Genomic DNA, 21,961 nt, shown 5'->3' on the forward strand with positions numbered 1-21,961 from the left:
CGAAAACCGCGCGCCGGAAAGCCCGTGCCGCGCCGCCGCAACGGCCGCCGGCACGAACCCCTGTGATACATTTCAACGTCAGTCTGCAAAACTACCATATCGCCGCCCTTCCGCCGCATGTCCGACCGTCAGGAATCCGCCTTAGCTGAGCCCGAAGCGGGACCTCCGAAGCACGATCATCCAGTCCTGCGTCGCGTGTTCAGGGTGACGCTGGCGGTCGGGATCGGCACGTACTTCGTCGCGGCCGGCGCGTTCCTCGGGCTGCGCTACGTGGTGCTGCCGCGCATCGACGAATTTCGCCCGCGCATCGAGCGCGCGGTGTCCGACAAGCTCCACGCGCAGCTTTCGATCGGCAAACTGTCCCCCCACTGGTCCGGCATGCAGCCGGGCGTCGAAGTCGCCAACCTCACCATTCGCGGCCGTGACGGCCAGATCGCGCTGTCGGTCCCGCACGCGACGGCCGCGTTGTCGTGGATGTCGCTGCTGCGGCTGTCGCCCGCGCTGTCGAGCCTGATCGTCGACCATCCGGACCTCGTCGTCGCGCGCGCGGCCGACGGCTCGCTGAGCATCGCGGGCGTCGGCGTCGCGACCACCCATGGCGGCAACGACACGTTCAGCACGTGGCTGCTGAAGCAGGAAGCGATCGTGCTGCGCAACGGCACGCTGCGCTGGCGCGACGCGCAGCACGACGCACCGGAGCTCGCGCTGTCCGGCATCCGCCTCGCGGTGCTCAACCACGGCCACGAGCACAAGGCCGCGCTGCAGGCGCCCGCGAACGGCACCCTGCTGCTCGGTCCGCTCGATTTCCGCGCGCGCTTCCGGCACAAGCCGCTCGCGCCGATCGGCAAGCCGACGAACTGGACCGGCGACGCGTATCTGTCGACCGGCCCCGTCGACCTGCAGACGCTCGGCCGCTATCTCGACATCCCGCTCACGATGCACGCGGGCCGGATCGACAATGCAATCTGGGCGACCTTCGAGAACGGCCACCTGCGCTCCGCCGGCGGCGACCTGCAGGGCGCCGACGTCGTGCTGCGCGTGCGGCCGACCCAGCCGCGCCTCGACGTGCCGACGGTCGGCTTCGGCTGGGACATGGCGCTGGACACCGGCCGCGACTACACGCTGCACCTGACGCGCTTCAACGCGGAGCTCGGCCAGCCGCCGCTTCCGGACGGCACGCCGCTCGCCCGCTCGCTCGCGCTGTCGACGCTGACCGCCCGCTACCGCGTGCCGGCCGCCGACCAGGGGCAGTTGCTGAGCGTCGTCGGCGACCGCGTCGATCTCGGCATCCTCAGCGAGTTCATCCGCGGGCTGCCGCTGCCGGCGCGGCTGCGCAACGAACTGATCAAGCTCGACCCGCGCGGAATGGTGTCGAATTATCACATCGAGGTCGAACGCGCGAAGCCGGCGCGGGCCGAGCTCGCCGACGAAGAACGTCGCACCGGCGCCGCGCCGATCGTCCGCTACCGCTTCCTCGGCGACCTGCAGGGCATCAGCTTCGCCGCGCAGGAGCCGCCTCCCGGCCTCTCGCCGCGCGGCCATCCGCGCGCCGGCTGGCCGGGCGTCGAGAACCTGTGGGGCCGCGTCGACGCGAACGAGACGGGCGGCGCCGCGCACTTCGATACCGTCAACGCGGCGGTCACGGTGCCGGGCGAATTCGACGAGCCGCGCCTCACCTTCGACCGGCTGCGCGGCAACGCGAAATGGGTGATCACGCCGGCACCGGGCGAGAAGCACGCGCGCGTCGACGTGACGCTGCCCGACCTGTTCGTCGCGAACCCGGATGCGGAAATCGCGGTGTCGGGCTCGTACACGAACCCCGGCCACGGCCGCGGCTCGCTCGACCTGCGCGCGGATTTCGCGCGCGCGTCGGTGGCGCGCATTCCGCGCTACCTGCCGACCGGGATGTCCGAGCACCTGCGCGACTATCTCGGCCATGCGCTGCAGGACGGCCAGGTGACCAAGGGCGCGTCGATCGTCGCCCGCGGCCCGCTCGAGAAATTCCCGTTCGAACACGAGCCGGACGCCGGCGTGTTCCATATCGTCGCGCCGTTCACAGGCGGGCGCTTCGAGCCGACGCCGTACCCGCCGCGCAAGCTCGCGAACGGCACGCCGAGCGTCTGGCCCGCACTCGACGGGATCGACGGCGTGTTCGAGCTGGCGCAGAACAAGCTGCGTTTCGACATCGCGCGCGCGCGCTACAAACGCGTCGCGCTGACGAAGGTTGCCGGCCGGATCGACGATCTCGGCAACCCGTCGAAGTCGCCGCTCATCATCGACGGCCATGCGCAAGGCCCGCTCGCGGACCTGATCGACTACGCGGACAACAGCTCGCTCGGCGCGATGAGCGGGCACATCGGCCGGCGGATCGATGCGCAAGGGCCCGCGGCGCTCGCGCTCAAGATCACGATTCCGCAACACGTTCCGCATCCGCATACCCACGTCGAAGGCGCACTCGCGTTCGGCGGCAACACGCTGTCGACCGACGGCGTGCCGCCGCTGTCCGCGCTGCGCGGCAGCGTGCGTTTTTCCGAGACCGGCGCGTCGCTGCAGGGCCTGTCGGGGCGCTTCCTCGGCGGCCCGGTGCGCGCGAACGGCAATTTCCAGTCGCACGGCCCGTACGCGGTGGACGTCGACGGCAAGCTCGCGCTCGACGCCGCGCGCGGCCTGAACCTGCGCGGCACGGCCGCGGCGCTGCTCGAGCACGTGGTCGGCGACGCACCGTACCAGCTCGCCGTGCGCGGCGCGCCGGGCCGTCTGCCGGAGGTCACCGCGCGTTCCGACCTGACGGGCGTCGCGCTCAACTTTCCGGCGCCGTTCGCGAAACCGGCCGGCACGCCGATGCCGTTCCGCTTCACGCTGCAGCCGGCCGCCCAGGCGGGCGGCAAGCGCCTCGAGCATGCCGACCTGACGCTCGGCCCCGTGGCCGCGACCTACCTGCTCGACGCGACGCCCGGCCAGCCGCTGCGCGCGGTGCGCGGCGCGATGGGCATCCACCGGATGCCCGATCTGCCGCAGGACGGGGTGAGCGCCGCCGTCGACGTCGACGAACTCGATGCCGACGCCTGGCTCGCGCTGGCCCGCACGCTGCAGCACGACGCGCCGCGCGCGCCGGAACCGCAAACCGCGTCGCGCATCGACGTCGCGAGCTTCACGCCGAAGCGCTTCGCGCTCCACTTCGGCACGCTGAAGCTGCTCAAGCGCAACTGGGAAAACGTGATCATCGGCGCGTCGCACATCGACGAGCTGTGGCAGGCGAACATCGCGTCGAACCAGGTCTCCGGCTACCTGTCGTGGGCGCCGGGCGGCGGCCACAACGGCGCGGGCGTGCTGAATGCGCGGCTCGCGAAGCTCGTGATTCCGCAGAGCGCGCAGCACGACCTCGTCGGCCGCGCGATGAACCTGCCGACGCCGACCGACCGGCCGATGCCGTCGGTCGACCTGATCGTCGATCAGGTCGTCGCGCGCGATCACGACATCGGCCGGCTCGTCGTCAATGCGCGCAACATCGAGGAAGACGGCGCGCCGGTGTGGCAGCTCGACAAGCTCGAACTGGCGAACCCGGCCGCGAAGCTGACGGCGACCGGCAACTGGCGCACGTCGCGCCGCGCGCTGGCCCGCGGCGTCGACGAGAACGATGCGCCGCGCCGCAGCGTGTTCGACTTCAAGCTCGACGTCGGCAACGCGGGCGCGCTGCTCGACCTCGTCGGCCTGCCGCGCACGCTGGCGGACGGCCACGGCACGGTGACCGGCAAGGTCGGCTGGCGCGGCGGCCCGACCGCGGTCGATCTGCCGTCGCTTGGCGGCCAGATCGCGCTCGACCTGGAGCACGGCCAGATTCTGAAGGTCGATCCGGGCGCCGCGAAACTGCTCGGCGTGCTGAGCCTGCAGAGTCTCGCGCGCTTCCTGACGCTGAATTTCCGCGACGTGATCGGCAAGGGACTGCCGTTCGACAAGATCACGGGCACCAGCCGGATCTCGAACGGGATCGCACGCACCGACGACTTCTCGATGACGACTGCGCCGGCCAACGTGACCGTGCGCGGCGCGGTCGACCTCGGCACCGAGACGCAGGACCTGCACGCGCACGTCGCGCCGAAAATCGGCGCCGGCACGGCCGCGATCGCGGCCGCGATCATCAATCCGCTGCTCGGCGTCGGCGTGCTGGCGGCGAACTACGCGCTGTCGGAGACGCTGTCGCACGCGTTCGCGCTCGACTACGCGATCACCGGCTCGTGGGCGCATCCGCACATCGAGCGGGTGCGGGGCGATCAGGGTAAGATGAATCACGGTCCGGCCGATGCGGCGAGCCACTGACGCGCGCAAGGTGCCGGGCCGCACCCCATTTATGATGCAACCGATCCAGCGATGACCGATCACACCCGTTCCGCCACGCCCTTTCGGGTCGCCGCGCTGCAGATGGTGAGCACGCCGGACGTCGCACGCAATCTCGCCGAAGCCGGCCGCCTGATCGCGGAAGCGGCCGGCGACGGCGCGCAGCTCGTGCTGCTGCCCGAGTATTTCTGCTTCATGGGCCATCGCGACACCGACAAGCTCGCGCTCGCCGAACCCTACCGCGACGGTCCGATTCAGCGCTTCCTTTCGGAGGCGGCGCACCGTCACGGCGTCTGGGTGATCGGCGGCACGCTGCCGCTGAAGGCGCCCGAACCCGATCGCGTGCTGAACACGACGCTCGTGTTCGACCCGAGCGGCCACGAAGCGGCCCGCTACGACAAGATCCACCTGTTCAACTTCGAGAAAGGCGACGAATCGTTCGACGAGGCGCGCACGATCCGCGCGGGCGACACGGTCGTCGCGTTCGACGCGCCGTTCGGGCGGGTCGGCCTGTCGGTCTGTTACGATCTGCGCTTTCCGGAGCTGTATCGCAGGATGGGCGACTGCGCGCTGATCGTCGTGCCGTCGGCGTTTACGTATACGACGGGCCGCGCGCACTGGGAAATGCTGCTGCGCGCGCGGGCCGTCGAGAACCAGTGTTACGTGCTCGCGGCCGCGCAAGGCGGCAAGCACGAGAACGGCCGGCGCACCTGGGGCCACAGCATGCTGATCGACCCGTGGGGCGAAATCGTCGCGGTCCGCGACGAAGGCGCGAGCGTCGTGACCGGCGCGCTCGATCCGCAGCGCATCGCCGACGTGCGCCAGAGCCTGCCCGCGTGGCGGCATCGCGTGCTGGCCTGAACATCCGATCCGCCCTGGCGCTTGAAACGCCGCCCGGCCAACCCATCTGCCCAGCACGCACCCGACAACTTTTTGAGAACCCTCGATACCCGCATGAACATCATCGAACCCGGCATCCGCAATCTTGCGCTGGCGAAGGACATCCTCCTCACGCCGTACGGCCTCGACGAGAGCCTGCTCACGCGCACGATCGCCGACATCTTCACGCATCGCGTCGACTACGCGGACCTGTACTTCCAGGCGACCCGCAGCGAAGCGTGGAGCCTCGAGGAAGGCATCGTGAAGTCGGGCAGCTTCAGCATCGACCAGGGCGTCGGCGTGCGCGCGGTCGCGGGCGACCGCACCGCGTTCGCCTACTCGGACGACCTGTCGCCGGAAGCCATCGCCCAGGCGGCCGCGGCCACCAAGGCGATCGCGGCGGCCGGCGGCGGCCGCCAGAAGATCAAGGCGGCGACGTCGCTGAAGGGCATCTCGGGCCGCGACCTGTACCTGCCGTCCGATCCGCTCGCGTCGCTGGACGCGACGGCCAAGGTCAAGCTGCTCGAGCGCATCGAGCAGATGGCGCGCGGTCGCGACCCGCGCGTCACGCAGGTGATGGCGGGGCTCGCCGGCGAATACGACGTCGTGCTGGTCGCGCGCAGCGACGGCGCGCTCGCCGCCGACATCCGCCCGCTCGTGCGCGTGTCGGTCACGGTGATCGCCGAACAGAACGGCCGCCGCGAAATCGGCTCCGGCGGCGGCGGTGGCCGCTTCGACTACGGCTACTTCACCGACGAAGTGCTGTCGCGCTACGTCGACGACGCCGTGCACGCGGCGCTCGTGAACCTCGACGCGCGCCCCGCCCCGGCCGGCGCGATGACGGTCGTGCTCGGGCCGGGCTGGCCGGGCGTGCTGCTGCACGAGGCGATCGGCCACGGCCTCGAGGGCGACTTCAACCGCAAGGGTTCGTCGGCGTTCGCCGGCCGGATCGGCGAGCAGGTCGCCGCGAAGGGCGTGACGGTGGTCGACGACGGCACGCTGCCGAATCGCCGCGGCTCGCTGAACATCGACGACGAAGGCAACCCGACGCAGTGCACGACGCTGATCGAGGACGGCATTCTGAAGGGCTACATCCAGGACACGCTGAACGCGCGCCTGATGAAGATGCCCGTCACCGGCAACGCGCGGCGCGAGTCGTATGCGGCGCTGCCGATGCCGCGCATGACCAACACGTACATGCTGAACGGCGACAAGGATCCGCAGGAAATCATCGCGTCGGTCAAGAACGGCCTGTACGCGGTGAACTTCGGCGGCGGCCAGGTCGACATCACGAACGGCAAGTTCGTGTTTTCGGCGTCCGAGGCGTACATGATCGAGAACGGCAAGATCACCTACCCGGTGAAGGGCGCGACGCTGATCGGCAGCGGCCCGGAATCGCTGAAGTACGTGAGCATGATCGGCAACGACATGTCGCTCGACTCGGGCGTCGGCGTGTGCGGCAAGGAAGGCCAGAGCGTGCCGGTCGGCGTCGGCCAGCCGACCCTGCGGATCGACAAGATGACGGTCGGCGGTACGGCATAACCGCATCGCGGCGCAGACAATCCGCGCATTTTGACGAAAACGCGCGGATTGTCCGCATTTTCGAGCGTCCCCGGTTGCCAGCGGCCCGGCGACCGGGTATAAATTCCGAATCAACTTTTTTGACGAACCGAATCTCCGTCATGTCCGCCAAGTTTTATTTTTACTTTTTTTGGCATCTCAGACCGCTGGCGGATCGAGAGGGTTGATGGCGCGTAAAGCGCAACCGAAATTCCCGAAAAAACCGCCGGCGAACCCGGCGGTTTTTTTTCGCCCTTCGCCACCCGGTCGCCGCCGCAGCGCATCCCGCGGCCCCGACCGAAATCACTGAATCGCTTGAATTGATGAATCTGCCGCACGCGCACTGACCGAACGGCGCCCGCAAAATTAGGAGAAACAGCATGCCCCCGCACAACACCGACGACGTCCGCATTCGCGAACTCAAGGAACTGACGCCGCCCGCCCACCTGATCCGCGAATTCGCGTGCTCCGAGGCCGCGTCCGAGCTGATCTACAACTCGCGCCAGTCGATGCACCGCATCCTGCACGGGATGGACGACCGGCTGATCGTCGTGATCGGGCCGTGTTCGATCCACGATACGAAGGCGGCGATCGAGTACGCGGGGCGGCTCGTGAAGGAGCGCGAGCGCTTCAAGGGCGAGCTGGAAATCGTGATGCGGGTGTACTTCGAGAAGCCACGCACGACGGTCGGCTGGAAGGGGCTCATCAACGATCCGCACCTCGACAACAGCTTCAAGATCAATGAAGGGCTGCGCACCGCGCGCGAACTGCTGCTGCAGATCAACGAGATGGGGCTGCCGGCCGCGACCGAATACCTCGACATGATCAGCCCGCAGTACATCGCCGACCTGATCTCGTGGGGCGCGATCGGCGCGCGCACGACCGAGTCGCAGGTGCACCGCGAGCTCGCGTCGGGGCTGTCGTGCCCGGTCGGTTTCAAGAACGGCACCGACGGCAACGTGAAGATCGCGGTCGACGCGATCAAGGCCGCATCGCAGCCGCACCATTTCCTGTCGGTGACCAAGGGCGGCCACTCGGCGATCGTGTCGACGGCCGGCAACGAGGACTGCCACGTGATCCTGCGCGGCGGCAAGACGCCGAACTACGACGCCGACAGCGTGAACGCCGCGTGCGCGGACATCGGCAAGGCCGGCCTCGCCGCACGCCTGATGATCGACGCGAGCCACGCGAACAGCTCGAAGAAGCACGAGAACCAGATCCCCGTGTGCGCGGACATCGGCCGCCAGGTGGCGGCCGGCGACGAGCGCATCGTCGGCGTGATGATCGAGTCGCACCTCGTCGAGGGGCGCCAGGACCTGAAGGAAGGCTGCCCGCTGACCTACGGCCAGAGCATCACCGACGCGTGCATCGCGTGGGACGACAGCGTGAAGGTGCTCGAAGGCCTCGCGGAATCGGTGAAGGCACGGCGCGTCGCGCGCGGCAGCGGCAACTGATCGCCGACAGGGCCGAGGCGGCGCGTGCCACCTGCGCCGCAAGAAATAGCCCGGCTCGCGCCGGGCTTTTTCGTTGATGGGCAGCCGCCGTCAGGATCTCACTCGAGCGCGCCCGAGCCGAAGATCTCGGTATTGATGCGCGCCGGCGCGACGCCGAGCGCGACCAGCGCGTCGCGCTGCGCCTTCATGAACGCGATCGGGCCGCAGACGTAGTAGTCGGCATCCGGCACTAGCGCGTATTGCTTCACGCGTTCCGGCGTCAGGCGCCCTTCGAGATCGTGATCGACGCCGCCCCGGTCGTTCGGGCCGACCAGCTCGTACAGCACCGTGCGCTTCACGTTCGCGTGTTCGCGCACCGTATCGTTCAGCCAGTCGCGGAACGCATGCACCGCGCCCGACCGGCATGCGTGGACGAACCGCACCTCGCGCGCACTGCCTTCGCCGGCCAGCGTCGATGCCATCGACACCATCGGCGTCAGGCCGACGCCGCCGGAGATCAGCACGACCGGCGTATCGACGCCGCGCTTCAGCGAGAATTCGCCCATCGGCGCGGTCACTTCGACGATCGCGCCCTCCTCCACGCCGTCATGCAGCAGCGTCGACACCTTGCCGGCCGGGATCGCTTCCGGCTGGCCGGCCTCGCGCTTCACCGAGATGCGCAGCCACTTGCCGTGCGGCGCGTCGGACAGGCTGTACTGGCGCGGCTGGTCGACGCCGAGGTCGCCGACGAAACGCTTCACCGTGACGTACTGGCCCGGCGCGAAGGTCGGCGCCTCGCCGCCGTCGGCGGGCGTCAGGTAGAACGACGTGATCTCGTCGCTTTCACGCACCTTGCGGGCCACCTTGAACGGACGGAAGCCGCTCCACGCGGCGCCCGCGTACAGATCGGCCTCGGCGCCGATCAGGATCTGCGCGAGCTGGCCGTACGCGACACGCCATGCCTCGAGCGTCTGAGGATCGACCGCGTCGCCGAGCACTTCGACGATCGACGCAAGCAGGTTCTCGCCGACGATCGGGTAATGCTCGGGACGGATGTTCAGGCTCGCGTGCTTGTGCGCGATATGCGACACCGCCCCGCCGAGCGCGCCGAGGTTGTCGATGTTCGCCGCATATGCATAGACCGCCTTCGCGAGCGTTTCCGGCTGGCTGCCGGTCTTCTGGTGCGTCTGGTTGAACAGGTTCTTCAGTTCCGGATGGCGCGCGAACATGCGCTGGTAGAAGTGCTTCGTGATCGTCGCGCCGTGCACGGCGAGGACAGGGGCAGTGGCCTTCACACGAGCCATCTGGTCAGCAGTGATGTGGGTCATGTTCGTATTCTCCGTTAAACATGCCCATACGATACATCTTTAAAAATCGACGGCCCCCCGGGCAAATTGTCGCAGCGCGCAACAACGCTGCCGCGCGTCAGCGAACGCGCCCGCGCTCCCACAGCACGTCCGAACCGCCACCCGCGCGGTTCAGCACGCGCGCCAGCACGAACAGCAGGTCCGACAGCCGGTTCACGTAACGCCGCGGCGCATCATTGAGCGCGTCGTTCCGCCCGAGCGCGACGATCGAACGCTCCGCGCGGCGGCACACCGTCCGGCATACGTGCGCGAGCGACGCCGCGCGCGAGCCGGCCGGCAGGATGAATTCCTTCAGCGGCGGCAGCGTCGCGTTGTAGTCGGCGAGCCAACGGTCGAGGCGCGCGAGGTGCGTGTCGTCGAGCACCGCATGGCCGGGAATGCACAGCTCGCCGCCGAGATCGAACAGGTCGTGCTGGATCGTGACGAGCGCGGTGCGCACGTCGTCCGGCAGCGGCTCGGCGAGCAGCACGCCGAGGTTCGAGTTCAGTTCGTCGACGTCGCCGATCGCGGCGATCCGCGCGTCGTCCTTGCCGATGCGCCGTCCGTCGCCGAGGCCCGTGGTGCCGTCGTCGCCCGTGCGCGTCGCGATCTTGCTCAAGCGGTTACCCATGCGAATGTCCTCTCGTGCGCGGCCGCCATGCGGCCCGGTTGCCCAGGAACGCGATTATCGCAGCCCGCGGCGGCGGGCGCAGCGGGCGTTACAGCGTAGAATGGGCCGAAAGTTTGACAAGCAGTCGTCAGGAGACATTCGTGAATCACCCTGCCCCGCCGGCCACCGCGCGCCGCCCGCTGCCCTCCGCCATGCTCGATGCGCTGCGCGCCGCCTTCGGCGAGCGCGTGTCGACCGCCGACGCCGTCCGCGCCCATCACGGCCGCGACGAATCGCCGTTCGATCCGCAACTGCCCGACGCCGTCGTATTCGCCCACAACGCCGATGAAGTTCGCGAAGTCGTGTCGCTGTGCGCGCTCTACGGCGTGCCGCTGATCCCGTACGGCGCCGGCTCGTCGCTCGAAGGCCACCTGCTCGCCGTGCGCGGCGGCGTCTCGCTCGACCTGTCGGAAATGAACCGCGTGCTGTCGATCAACGCGGAAGACCTGACCGTCACGGTCGAGCCGGGCATCACGCGCAAGGCGCTCAACGAAGCGCTGCGCGACACCGGCCTGTTCTTCCCGATCGATCCGGGGGCCGACGCCAGCATCGGCGGCATGACCGCGACCCGCGCATCGGGCACCAACGCCGTGCGCTACGGAACCATGCGCGAGAACGTGCTCGGCCTCACCGCCGTGCTCGCCGACGGCCGTGTCGTGAAGACGGGCTCGCGCGCGCGCAAGTCGTCGGCCGGCTACGACCTCACGCGGCTGTTCGTCGGCTCCGAAGGCACGCTCGGCGTGATCACCGAGATCACGCTGCGCCTGCATCCGCTGCCCGAAGCCGTGTCGGCCGCGACCTGCACGTTCCCGTCGATGGGCGACGCCGTGCGCACCGTGATCGAGACGATCCAGATCGGCGTGCCGATCGCGCGCGTCGAGTTCGTCGACTCGCTCGCGGTGCGCTCGATCAACCGCCACTCGAACCTGACGCTCGCCGAAGCGCCGACGCTGTTCTTCGAATTCCACGGCACCGAAGCCGGCGTGAAGGAACAGGCCGAGCTCGTGCAGACGCTCGCGGGCCAGAACAACGGCCAGGGCTTCGAATGGGCGACCCGCCCCGAGGATCGCACGCGGCTCTGGGCCGCGCGCCACAACGCGTACTTCGCGATGCTGCAGCTGAAACCCGGCTGCCGCGCGGTGACGACCGACGTGTGCGTGCCGATCTCGCAACTCGCCGCGTGCGTCGAGGAAACCGAAGTCGACCTGCGCGCGTCGTCGCTGCCCTGCCCGATCGTCGGCCACGTCGGCGACGGCAATTTCCACGTCGCGATCCTGATCGATCCCGACAAGCCCGAGGAAATCGACGAAGCCGAACGCATCAACGACCGGATCGTCGAACGCGCGCTGCGCCTCGGCGGGACCTGCACCGGCGAGCATGGCGTCGGCCTGCACAAGATGCGCTTCCTGCCGAAAGAGCACGGCGACAATGCGATCGACGCGATGCGCGCGATCAAGCTCGCGCTCGATCCGCGCAATCTGATGAATCCCGGCAAGATCTTCACGTGCTGACATGGCGGCGCGCCGCCGCGCCGCCCGCAGGAGACCCGATGAACGCTTCCGTCGAACTGTCGAGCGCGACCCGCGCGCAGCGCCAGCGCGAAGTCGTGCAGGCGCTGATGGCCGTGCTGCCGACGCATTGCCTGCTGTTCCGCGACGAAGACACCGCGCCGTACGAATGCGACGGCCTGTCGGCGTACCGCCGGCTGCCGCTCGCGGTCGCGCTGCCCGAAACCGAATCGCAGGTGCAGCGGATCGTGCAGATCTGCCGCCGCATGGAGGTGCCGATCGTGCCGCGCGGCGCGGGCACGAGCCTGTCCGGCGGCGCGCTGCCGATCGCGAACGGCGTCGTGCTGTCGCTCGCGCGCTTCACGCGCATCGTCGAGGTCGATCCGTACGCGCGCACGGCCACCGTGCAGCCCGGCGTGCGCAACCTCGCGATTTCGGAAGCCGCCGCGCCGTACGGGCTGTACTACGCGCCCGATCCTTCGTCGCAGATCGCCTGCACGATCGGTGGCAACGTGGCGGAGAATTCCGGCGGCGTCCACTGCCTGAAATACGGGCTGACGGTGCACAACGTGATGCGCGTGCGCGCGGTCACGATCGACGGCGAGATCGTCGAATTCGGCTCGCTCGGCCTCGACACGCCGGGCCTCGACCTGCTCGCGGTGATGATCGGCAGCGAAGGGATGTTCGCGATCGTCACCGAGATCACGGTGAAGCTGATCCCGAAACCGCAGACCGCGCAGCTCGTGATGGCGAGCTTCGACGATGTCGTGAAGGGCGGCGAGGCGGTTGCCGCGATCATCGCGTCGGGCATCATCCCGGCCGGGCTGGAGATGATGGACAAGCCGGCCACCCAGGCCGTCGAGGCGTTCACGCATGCGGGCTACGACCTCGACGCGAAGGCGATCCTGCTGTGCGAATCGGACGGCACGCCCGAGGAAGTCGCGGAGGAAATCGTCCGCATGACGGCCGTGCTGCGCGAACATGGCGCAACGCGGATCCAGGTATCGCGCAACGAAAGCGAGCGGCTGCGCTTCTGGTCCGGCCGCAAGAACGCGTTTCCGGCCGCCGGGCGCATTTCCGCCGACTATTACTGCATGGACGGCACCGTGCCGCGCCGCGCGATCGGCCCCTTGCTCGCGCGCATCGAGCAACTCGAGACGCGCTACGGGCTGCGCTGCATCAACGTGTTCCATGCCGGCGACGGCAACATGCATCCGCTGATCCTCTACAACGCGAACGATCCGGACGAGCTGCACCGCGCCGAACAGTTCGGCGCGGAAATCCTCGAATGCTGCGTGGAATTCGGCGGCAGCGTGACGGGCGAGCACGGCGTCGGCATCGAAAAGCTCAATTCGATGTGCGTACAGTTCTCGCCGCAGGAGCGCGATGCGTTCTTCGCGGTCAAGCGCGCGTTCGATCCGGCCGGGCTGCTCAATCCCGACAAGGGCATCCCGACCCGCGCGCGTTGCGCCGAGTACGGCCGCCAGCACGTGCGCGGGGGGCTGCTGCCGCACCCCGACCTGCCGCGCTTCTGAGCGCCGCGCAGTCGCGCGGCCCGTGCCGGCCGCGCGCGTGGCGGCGGCATGCCTTCGTCAGACGGGGCTTAGGGATAGTCGCGATGTGGATTCGCGCCACCCCGGTACAATCGACCGGACAACAACGAGGCAGCAACAGAACATGGAAGAGGACGACATCGTCGCCGGATGGGCCGAGCGCATCCGTGCCGCCAGTGCCGACGGCCGGCCGCTGCGGATTCGCGGCGGCGGCACCAAGGACTGGTACGGCCAGGCGCTGGACGGCGAAATACTCGACACGCGCTCGTTTCAGGGCATCGTGTCGTACGACCCGGCCGAGCTCGTCGTCACGGTCCGCGCGGGCACGCCGCTCGCGCAGCTTGAAACCGTCCTCGCCGAGCGCGGCCAGATGCTGGCGTTCGAGCCGCCGCATTTCGGCCGCGCGGCCACCGTCGGCGGCTGCATCGCGGCGGGCCTCGCCGGCCCGCGCCGCGCGACCTGCGGCGCGCCGCGCGATTTCGTGCTCGGCGTCACGCTGATGAACGGGCGCGGCGAAGTGCTGCGCTTCGGCGGGCAGGTCGTGAAGAACGTCGCCGGCTACGACGTGTCGCGGCTGATGGCCGGCTCGCTCGGCACGCTCGGGCTGATGCTCGACCTGTCGATCAAGGTGCTGCCGGTGCCGGTCGCCGAAGTCACGCTGAAGTTCGAGATGACCGCGACCGACGCGGTGCGCAAGCTCAACGAATGGGGCGGCCATCCGCTGCCGGTCAGCGCGAGCGCGTGGCGCAACGGCACGCTGGTGCTGAGGCTGTCGGGCGCCGAGGCCGCCGTGAAATCGGCGAAGACGCTGCTCGGCGGCGAAGTCGTCGACGCGGTCGAGGCCGAGCGCTTCTGGGCCGGCCTGCGCGAGCACACCGATCCGTTCTTCAACGGTATTCCGCCCGGCTATGCGCTGTGGCGCCTCGCGCTGCCGTCGATCACCGAACCAATGCACCTGCCCGGCACCCAGCTGATGGAATGGGGCGGTGCGCAGCGCTGGTGGATCACCGACGCCGACGCGCAGACGGTGCGCATGAGCGCGAAGCAGGCCGGCGGCCATGCGACGCTGTTCCGCGCGGGCGAATCCTACGACCGCAGCGCGGGCGTGTTCACGCCGCTGCCCGCGCCGCTGATGAAGATTCACCGCGGGCTGAAGACGGCGTTCGATCCCGCGCGCATCTTCAACCGCGGCCGGCTCTACCCCGATCTCTGAGGGCTCGATGCAAACGAACCTCGCCGATTTCATCCGCAATACGCCCGACGGCGACGAGGCCGACGCGATCCTGCGCAAGTGCGTGCATTGCGGCTTCTGCACCGCGACGTGCCCGACCTACCAACTGCTGGGCGACGAACTCGACGGCCCGCGCGGCCGCATCTACCTGATCAAGCAGATGGTCGAAGGCGCGCCCGTCACGCGCAGCACGCAGCAGCACCTCGACCGCTGCCTCACCTGCCGCAGCTGCGAGACGACCTGCCCGTCGGGTGTCCAGTACGGCCGGCTCGTCGAGATCGGCCGCAAGCACGTCGAGGCGCAAGTGCAGCGCCCCGTGCAGCAGCGGCTCGTGCGCCGCGTGCTCGCGAGCCTCGTGCCGAACGAGGCGCTGTTCTCGCCGATCATGCGGCTCGGCCAGCACGTGCGGCCGCTCTTGCCGAAACGGCTGCGCGACAAGGTGCCGCCGCGCACGCGGCTGCTCGAATGGCCGCAGCGCACGCATCCGCGCAAGATGCTGATGCTCGCCGGCTGCGTGCAGCCGTCGATGCTGCCGAACATCAACATCGCGACCGCGCGCGTGCTCGATGCGCTCGGCGTCGAGACGATCGTCGCGCCCGACGCCGGGTGCTGCGGCGCGATCCGCCTGCACCTGAACTATCACGACGAAGCGCTCGACGACGCGCGCCGCAACATCGACGCGTGGTGGCCGTACGTCGAGCAAGGCGCCGAGGCGATCGTGATGAACGCATCGGGCTGCGGCGCGACGGTGCTCGAATACGCGCACCTGCTGCGCGACGATCCGGCGTATGCGGAGAAGGCGCAGCGCATCGTCGCGCTGACGCGCGACATCTCCGACGTGCTGCTCGCGTTCGAGGCCGAGCTCTCGACGCTCGCGCGGCGCCGCGCGATCCATACCGTCGCATATCACCCGCCGTGCACGCTGCAGCACGGCCAGCAGTCGCGCGGCAAGGTCGAGCGCCTGCTCGAGACGCTCGGCATCGACGTGCGGCTGCCGGCCGACAGTCATCTGTGCTGCGGCTCGGCCGGCACCTATTCGCTGACGCAGCCGTCGCTGTCGTACCGGCTGCGCAAGCAGAAGCTGCTGAAGCTGCAGGCGCTCGAGCCGCAGATGATCGTGTCCGGCAACGTCGGCTGCATCGCGCACCTGCAAAGCGGCACGCAGATTCCGGTCACGCACTGGATTCAGCTCGTCGAGCATCTGCTGTACGGCTAGCGCGGCACCCGCGGCGGCGTCCGTATAATGGGCGAATCGAAGCGGCGCGTGCCGTGCCGCATTCGTCACCGTACTCGCCGCCGTAATCGCTTCCCCGTGCCTGCTTCCGTGCCCGTCATGTCCGACTTCGCCGCCCGTCTCGATTCCGTTCACCGCCGCATCGCCGACGCCGCCCGCGCGGCCGGCCGCGATCCCGCCACCGTCTCGCTGCTCGCCGTGTCGAAGACGTTTCCCGCCGACGACGTGCGCGCCGCGCATGCGGCCGGACAACGCGCGTTCGGCGAGAACTACGTGCAGGAATCGATCGACAAGATCGACGCGCTCGCCGATCTGCGCGCGGACCTCGAATGGCATTTCATCGGGCCGCTGCAATCGAACAAGACGCGCCCGGTCGCCGAACGGTTCGACTGGGTCCATTCGGTCGACCGGCTGAAGATCGCGCAGCGCCTCGCCGAACAGCGCCCCGCGCACCTGCCGCCGCTCAACGTCTGCGTGCAGGTGAACATCAGCGGCGAGGCGTCGAAGAGCGGCGTCGCGCCGGCCGACGTGGCCGACGTCGCGCGCGCGGTCGCCGCGCTGCCGGCGCTGCGGCTGCGCGGCCTGATGGCGATTCCCGAACCGGCTGGCGATACCGACGCGCAACGCGTGCCGCATCGCGCGCTGCGCGCGCTGTTCGATGCATTGCGCGCCGAGGGCCTGCCGCTCGACACGTTGTCGATGGGCATGTCCGGCGATCTCGAAGCCGCGGTGCTCGAAGGCGCGACGATCGTGCGCGTCGGCACCGCGATCTTCGGCGCGCGCGACTATTCGCACTGAGCGCTGCCCTTTTCCGCCTTTCCGTTCACTCATCTGCTCAATCGGACATCATGAAAATCGCATTCATCGGCGGCGGCAACATGGCCGCGGCCCTCATCGGCGGCCTGATCAAGCGCGGCGTCGCCGCTGACGGCCTGTATGCCATCGACGTCAACGAGGACGCCCGCGCGCGCACGGCGCAGCAGTTCGGCATCCGCACCGGCGCGGCCATCGACGCGACGCTCGCTGCCTACGACGCGATCGTGCTCGCGGTGAAACCGCAGGTGCTGAAGGACGTCGCGCAAGCGCTCGCGCCGCATTTGAAATCGCAGCTCGTGATCAGCATCGCGGCGGGCATCCGCGGCACCGACCTCGCCCGCTGGCTCGGCGACTACGCGCGCGTCGTACGCACGATGCCGAACACGCCCGCGCTGGTCGGCATGGGCGTGACCGGTCTCGCCGCGCTGCCGGGCGTCGACGCGGCCGGTCGCGAGCTCGCGTCGAACGTGCTCGGCGCGGTCGGCGAAATCGTGTGGTTCGACGACGAAGCGCAGCTCGATGCGGTCACGGCGATCTCGGGCAGCGGCCCGGCCTACGTGTTCTATTTCATCGAAGCGCTGCAGGAAGCCGCGCGCCGCCTCGGCATGAACGACGAACAGGGCCGCGCGCTTGCGGTCGCGACGTTCGCGGGCGCCGCGCAACTCGCCGCGCAATCGGGCGAGCCGGCAAGCGTGCTGCGCGAGCGCGTGACGTCGAAGGGCGGCACGACGGCCGCCGCGCTCGCGTCGTTCGACGCGCAGGGCGTGAAGGAAGCGATCGTGCGCGGCGCGCTCGCAGCCGAGGCACGCGCGAAGGAAATGGGCGACGAGCTCGGCCGCGCATAAGCGCAGCGACCGCCGCCGGGTTTCCGGCACCGGCAACAAAAAAGCGGCCTCGGCCGCTTTTTTGCTGGCATCGCGCATCGGCGCGCGGTCGCGTCAGTTCCCGGCCGCACCCGCCAGCAGGTAATGCGCGGCGATTCCCGCGAACAGCACGCCGCCGAGCCAGTTGTTGTGCCGGAACGCCGCGAAGCACGGCATCCGCTCGCGCCCCTTGATCAGCGTGTAGTGATACAGCGCGCAGCCGACCGCCGCCGCCCAGCCGGCCCAGTACGCGAGACCGAAGCCGAGCGTCACGCCGATCCATACGTAGATGCCGAGCGTCACCGCATAGCATGCCATCACGGCCGCGACGTCGAAGCGGCCGAACGTCAGCGCGGACGTGCGAATGCCGATCTTGATGTCGTCGTCGCGGTCGACCATCGCGTATTCGGTGTCGTACGCGACCGACCAGAAGATGTTCGCGATCAGCATCACCCACGCGAGCATCGGCACGGTGTCCTGCACGGCCGCGAACGCCATCGGGATGCCGAAGCCGAACGCGATGCCGAGATATGCCTGCGGAATCGCGAAGAATCGCTTCATGAACGGATACGAACCGGCGACGAACAAGGCGACGACCGACAACTCCTTCGTCAATGTGTTGAGCGGCAGGATCAGCAGGAACGCGATGAACGACAGCACCACCGCGATCGCGACGGCTTCCCATGCGCGGATCTTGCCCGACGTCAGCGGCCGGTCGGCCGTGCGCTTCACGTGACGGTCGAAATCGCGGTCGGCATAGTCGTTCATCGCGCAGCCGGCCGAGCGCATCAGCAGCGTGCCGAGCGCGAAGATTACGAGCAGCGGCCAGCGCGGATGGCCGTCCGATGCGATCCACAGTGCGTTGAGCGTCGGCCAGAGCAGCAGCAGGCTGCCGATCGGCTTGTCCATCCGGACGAGCCGCAGATACAGGGGAAAGCGGGCAAGCATGGCGAAGCACCGGGAAGATAATCCCGGCATTTTAGAGCCGAGGCGCGGTTCGCGTCATGTCGGGATGGCCCGCGCCCGCGTGCCGCGGTACGCGCGTCGGCCACGCCGGCCCGCTGCAAGCGGCCGAAGCAGTCCCGCCCGCCAATCAAGGGACAGATGTGCGGCGAACATGCACGGGCGGACAAGGCAGGATTCGATCCGCTGCAGGCGACCCGGCCCCGATTTGAGCTCGGGCTGCCGCCGATGCCGGCCGCGTCGAACTTACGCGAGCAGCGACCGCAGCATCCACGCGGTCTTTTCATGCGTCTGCAGGCGTTGCGTCAGCAGGTCGGCGGTCGGCTCGTCGCTCGCCGCATCGGCGATCGGGAAGATTTCGCGCGCCGTGCGCACGACCGTCTCGTGCCCTTCCACGAGCTGACGGATCATCTCTTCGGCCGCCGGCACGCCGTTCGCTTCCGGCACCGACGACAGCTTCGCGAAATCCGCGAAGGTACCCGGCGCGACGACGCCGAGCGTGCGAATGCGCTCGGCGACCGAGTCGACCGCGAGCCACAGTTCGTTGTACTGCTCTTCGAACATCAGGTGCAGCGTGTTGAACATCGGACCCGTGACGTTCCAGTGGAAATTGTGGGTCTTCAGGTAAAGCGAGAACGTATCGGCAAGCAGACGCGACAGGCCGTCCGCGATTTTCCTGCGGTCCTTGTCGCTGATGCCGATGTTGATCTGCGTGGCGTTGCCTTTCCTGGCCATCTTCGGAACTCCTCATTCGAAATGTTGAACCGGAGAAAATGCGTCGAGCAATCCGCATGCCGCGTCGCACGGCATCCGTTCACGACTCGCCCGTCTGGTGCGGCGAGCGATTCGCGCGCTCAGCCGCCGGCGACCGACACGAGCGGCGCGAGCGCGTGCAGCGCCTGCGTAACCAGCTCGGCCGCGCCGCCGACGACGATCGCGAAACCGACGATACGCCGCGCCCACTCGGCCGGCGTGAACGCGGTGCGCATGTTCAGCATCAATTGCGTCATGATCGTCACTCCTTCGACACGATCCTGGAAGAAAAAACGGCCGGTCGTGCGACCGGCCGTTTCACGTTACAGCGAAACTGCATTACCGCATCGCAACATTCACTTGAGGTCGAAGCGGTCGAGGTTCATCACCTTGTTCCAGGCCGCGACGAAATCGCGCACGAACTTCTCGTTCGCGTCCGCGCTGCCGTACACCTCGGCCAGCGCACGCAACTGCGAGTGCGAACCGAAGATCAGATCGACGCGCGTACCCGTCCACTTGACCTGGCCCGACGCACGATCGCGCCCTTCGAACACGTCGTTCGCGGCCGACACCGGCTTCCACTCCGTGCCCATGTCGAGCAGGTTCACGAAGAAGTCGTTCGTCAGCGAGCCCGGACGATCGGTGAACACGCCGTGCGTTGAGTCACCGACGTTCGCGCCGAGCACACGCAGGCCGCCGACGAGCACCGTCAGCTCCGGCCCGCTCAGCGTCAGCAGCTGGGCCTTGTCGACCAGCAGCGCCTCGGCCGGCGTCTTGTACGCGCTCTTCAGGTAGTTGCGGAAACCGTCCGCAACCGGCTCGAGCACGGCCATCGCTTCGATATCGGTCTGCTCCTGCGACGCGTCCATCCGGCCCGGTGCGAACGGCACCGTCACCGCGACACCCGCGTTCTTCGCGGCCTGTTCGACGCCGGCCGCACCGGCCAGCACGATCAGGTCGGCGAGCGACACCTTCTTGCCGCCCGTCTGCGCATCGTTGAACGCCTTCTGCACACCTTCCAGCGTCTCGAGCACCGTCGCAAGCGCGGCCGGCTGGTTCACTTCCCAGTCCTTCTGCGGCGCGAGGCGGATGCGCGCACCGTTCGCGCCGCCGCGCTTGTCCGAACCGCGGAACGTCGAGGCCGACGCCCATGCGGTCGACACGAGCTGCGCGACCGACAGGCCCGATGCAAGCACCTTCGCCTTCAGCGCCGCGACGTCGGCGTCATCGATCAGCTTGTGATCGACAGCCGGGATCGGGTCCTGCCACAGCAGTTGCTCGGCCGGCACTTCCGGGCCGAGATAGCGGGCGCGCGGGCCCATGTCGCGGTGCGTGAGCTTGAACCAGGCGCGCGCGAACGCGTCGGCGAACTCGGCCGGGTTCTCGTAGAAGCGGCGCGAGATCTTCTCGTAGGCCGGGTCGAAACGCAGCGACAGGTCGGTCGTCAGCATCGTCGGGCGATGCTTCTTCGCCGGATCGAACGCATCCGGAATCACCGCGTCGGCGCCCTTCGCGACCCACTGATGCGCGCCGGCCGGGCTCTTCGTCAGTTCCCATTCGTAGCTGAACAGGTGCTTGAAGAAGTCGTTGCTCCACTTCGTCGGGGTCGACGTCCACGTGACTTCGAGGCCGCTCGTGATCGCGTCGCGGCCCTTGCCCGATGCGTACGTGCTCTTCCAGCCGAGACCCTGCTGCTCGATGCCGGCCGCTTCCGGTTCCGGACCGACGTTCGATGCGGGGCCCGCGCCGTGCGTCTTGCCGAACGTGTGGCCGCCGGCGATCAGCGCCACCGTCTCTTCGTCGTTCATCGCCATCCGCGCGAACGTCTCGCGGATGTCGCGTGCCGCCGCGACCGGGTCGGGGTTGCCGTCCGGGCCTTCCGGGTTCACGTAGATGAGACCCATCTGCACGGCCGCGAGCGGATTCTCGAGGTCACGGTCGCCCGAGTAACGGCTGTTCGGGCCGCCGCTCAGTTCCAGCCAGATCTTTTCCGAACCCCAGTAGACGTCGTCCGGTTCCCACGTGTCGACGCGGCCGCCGGCGAAGCCGAAAGTCTTGAAGCCCATCGACTCGAGCGCGACGTTGCCGGTCAGGATCATCAGGTCGGCCCACGAGATGTTGCGGCCGTATTTCTGCTTGATCGGCCACAGCAGCCGGCGCGCCTTGTCGAGGTTGCCGTTGTCCGGCCAGCTGTTCAGCGGAGCGAAGCGCTGTTGCCCGCCGCCCGCGCCGCCACGGCCGTCGGCGGTCCGGTACGTGCCGGCGCTGTGCCAGGCCATCCGGATGAACAGGCCGCCGTAGTGGCCGAAGTCGGCCGGCCACCAGTCCTGCGACGTCGTCATCAGCGCCTGCAGGTCGCGCTTCACCGCCGCGAGGTCGAGCTTCTTGAACGCTTCCGCGTAGTCGAAATCCTTGTCCATCGGATCGGACAGCGCCGAGTGCCGATGCAGGATGTTGAGATTGAGCTGGTTCGGCCACCAGTCCTTGTTCGACGTGCCGCCGGCCGCCGTATGGTTGAACGGACATTTCGATTCGGTCGACATGCTTTTTTCTCCTTTACTTGCTCGTAAGCCCCCACTTGCCTGGCGCGGTTCGTGGAGCATTGCGGGGGGATGAAACGGAACAGGTTGGTCCTGTCGTGCTACGGGGTGGCAGGCGGCGTGGCCTTCGATGCGGGCTGCGGGACTTCGGACATGCAATGCTCCCTCATGGCTGAACGGCGGTGAGTCGGGGAACACGGAACCGGCATGCCGCGGCACTCATCCGCCATACACACGGTCCGCCAGATACGCGAACGCAATCGGGCGCAGGCTCCGG

General features: G+C 68.6%; 17 protein-coding genes. 10 read left to right on the plus strand and 7 right to left on the minus strand.

What is annotated here, in order from left to right; all coding sequences use genetic code 11:
- Nucleotides 1-117: 117 nt before the first annotated feature.
- The 3 genes from WS46_RS00885 (at nt 118) to tldD (ending at nt 6,756) form a co-directional block, all read left to right on the plus strand.
- Nucleotides 118-4,317 (plus strand): YhdP family protein, encoded by a 4,200-nt coding sequence (locus WS46_RS00885; protein ID WP_059689048.1) that lies wholly within the window; start codon nt 118-120, stop codon nt 4,315-4,317.
- A gap of 51 nt (nt 4,318-4,368) precedes the next feature.
- Entirely contained in the window at nt 4,369-5,196 is an 828-nt protein-coding gene (locus WS46_RS00890; RefSeq protein ID WP_059535399.1) for a carbon-nitrogen hydrolase family protein, read from the plus strand.
- Nucleotides 5,197-5,289: 93 nt separating this feature from the next.
- Nucleotides 5,290-6,756: a metalloprotease TldD gene (gene tldD, locus WS46_RS00895; protein ID WP_059451318.1), complete on the plus strand. Its 1,467-nt coding sequence runs from the start codon at nt 5,290-5,292 to the stop codon at nt 6,754-6,756.
- A 110-nt stretch (nt 6,757-6,866) separates the two neighbouring features.
- Here tldD and WS46_RS34950 read toward each other — a convergent pair whose 3' ends face one another.
- A complete protein-coding gene (locus WS46_RS34950; RefSeq protein WP_175909131.1) occupies nt 6,867-7,112 on the minus strand; it encodes a hypothetical protein in 246 nt (81 codons plus the stop codon).
- A 42-nt stretch (nt 7,113-7,154) separates the two neighbouring features.
- On the opposite strand from WS46_RS34950, the gene aroG reads away from it, so the two are divergent.
- The gene (aroG, locus tag WS46_RS00900) at nt 7,155-8,228 is read left to right on the plus strand and encodes a 3-deoxy-7-phosphoheptulonate synthase AroG (protein ID WP_059465445.1); all 1,074 of its coding nucleotides are present in this window, start codon (nt 7,155-7,157) and stop codon (nt 8,226-8,228) included.
- 98 nt (nt 8,229-8,326) lie between these two features.
- Here the strand turns inward: aroG and hmpA are convergent, their stop codons facing one another.
- Nucleotides 8,327-9,535: an NO-inducible flavohemoprotein gene (gene hmpA, locus WS46_RS00905; RefSeq protein ID WP_059689049.1), complete on the minus strand. Its 1,209-nt coding sequence runs from the start codon at nt 9,533-9,535 to the stop codon at nt 8,327-8,329.
- 97 nt (nt 9,536-9,632) lie between these two features.
- Nucleotides 9,633-10,184 carry a cob(I)yrinic acid a,c-diamide adenosyltransferase gene (locus WS46_RS00910; RefSeq protein ID WP_059535394.1) on the minus strand — a complete coding sequence of 184 codons (552 nt, stop codon included), beginning with the start codon at nt 10,182-10,184 and terminating at the stop codon, nt 9,633-9,635.
- 140 nt (nt 10,185-10,324) lie between these two features.
- Here WS46_RS00910 and WS46_RS00915 point away from each other — a divergent pair, with 140 nt between their 5' ends.
- From WS46_RS00915 to proC, 6 genes are all read left to right on the plus strand, one after another.
- A complete protein-coding gene (locus WS46_RS00915) occupies nt 10,325-11,734 on the plus strand; it encodes an FAD-binding oxidoreductase (protein ID WP_059689050.1) in 1,410 nt (469 codons plus the stop codon).
- Nucleotides 11,735-11,772: 38 nt separating this feature from the next.
- Nucleotides 11,773-13,266, plus strand: coding sequence for an FAD-linked oxidase C-terminal domain-containing protein (locus WS46_RS00920; RefSeq protein WP_059535522.1), 1,494 nt, complete (start codon nt 11,773-11,775; stop codon nt 13,264-13,266).
- A gap of 142 nt (nt 13,267-13,408) precedes the next feature.
- Entirely contained in the window at nt 13,409-14,497 is a 1,089-nt protein-coding gene (gene glcE / locus WS46_RS00925) for a glycolate oxidase subunit GlcE (protein WP_059689051.1), read from the plus strand.
- A gap of 7 nt (nt 14,498-14,504) precedes the next feature.
- Complete coding sequence (gene glcF / locus WS46_RS00930) at nt 14,505-15,731, plus strand: glycolate oxidase subunit GlcF (RefSeq protein WP_059535389.1); 1,227 nt, start codon at nt 14,505-14,507, stop codon at nt 15,729-15,731.
- Between the two features lie 117 nt (nt 15,732-15,848).
- Nucleotides 15,849-16,547, plus strand: a complete 699-nt coding sequence (locus WS46_RS00935; RefSeq protein ID WP_059689052.1) for a YggS family pyridoxal phosphate-dependent enzyme — start codon at nt 15,849-15,851, stop codon at nt 16,545-16,547.
- Nucleotides 16,548-16,597: 50 nt separating this feature from the next.
- A complete protein-coding gene (gene proC, locus WS46_RS00940; RefSeq protein ID WP_059689053.1) occupies nt 16,598-17,410 on the plus strand; it encodes a pyrroline-5-carboxylate reductase in 813 nt (270 codons plus the stop codon).
- A gap of 93 nt (nt 17,411-17,503) precedes the next feature.
- Here the strand turns inward: proC and ubiA are convergent, their stop codons facing one another.
- From ubiA to katG, 4 genes are all read right to left on the minus strand, one after another.
- Nucleotides 17,504-18,376, minus strand: a complete 873-nt coding sequence (gene ubiA / locus WS46_RS00945) for a 4-hydroxybenzoate octaprenyltransferase (protein WP_059535384.1) — start codon at nt 18,374-18,376, stop codon at nt 17,504-17,506.
- 261 nt (nt 18,377-18,637) lie between these two features.
- Complete coding sequence (gene dpsA, locus WS46_RS00950; RefSeq protein ID WP_059465436.1) at nt 18,638-19,126, minus strand: non-specific DNA-binding protein DpsA; 489 nt, start codon at nt 19,124-19,126, stop codon at nt 18,638-18,640.
- A gap of 119 nt (nt 19,127-19,245) precedes the next feature.
- Nucleotides 19,246-19,401, minus strand: coding sequence for a hypothetical protein (locus WS46_RS35890; protein ID WP_179949108.1), 156 nt, complete (start codon nt 19,399-19,401; stop codon nt 19,246-19,248).
- 99 nt (nt 19,402-19,500) lie between these two features.
- Entirely contained in the window at nt 19,501-21,687 is a 2,187-nt protein-coding gene (gene katG, locus WS46_RS00955) for a catalase/peroxidase HPI (protein WP_059689054.1), read from the minus strand.
- Between the last annotated feature and the right edge of the window lie 274 nt (nt 21,688-21,961).

The organism is Burkholderia sp. RF4-BP95 (genome assembly GCF_001521985.1).
GTDB classification, from domain to species: Bacteria; Pseudomonadota; Gammaproteobacteria; order Burkholderiales; family Burkholderiaceae; genus Burkholderia; species Burkholderia diffusa.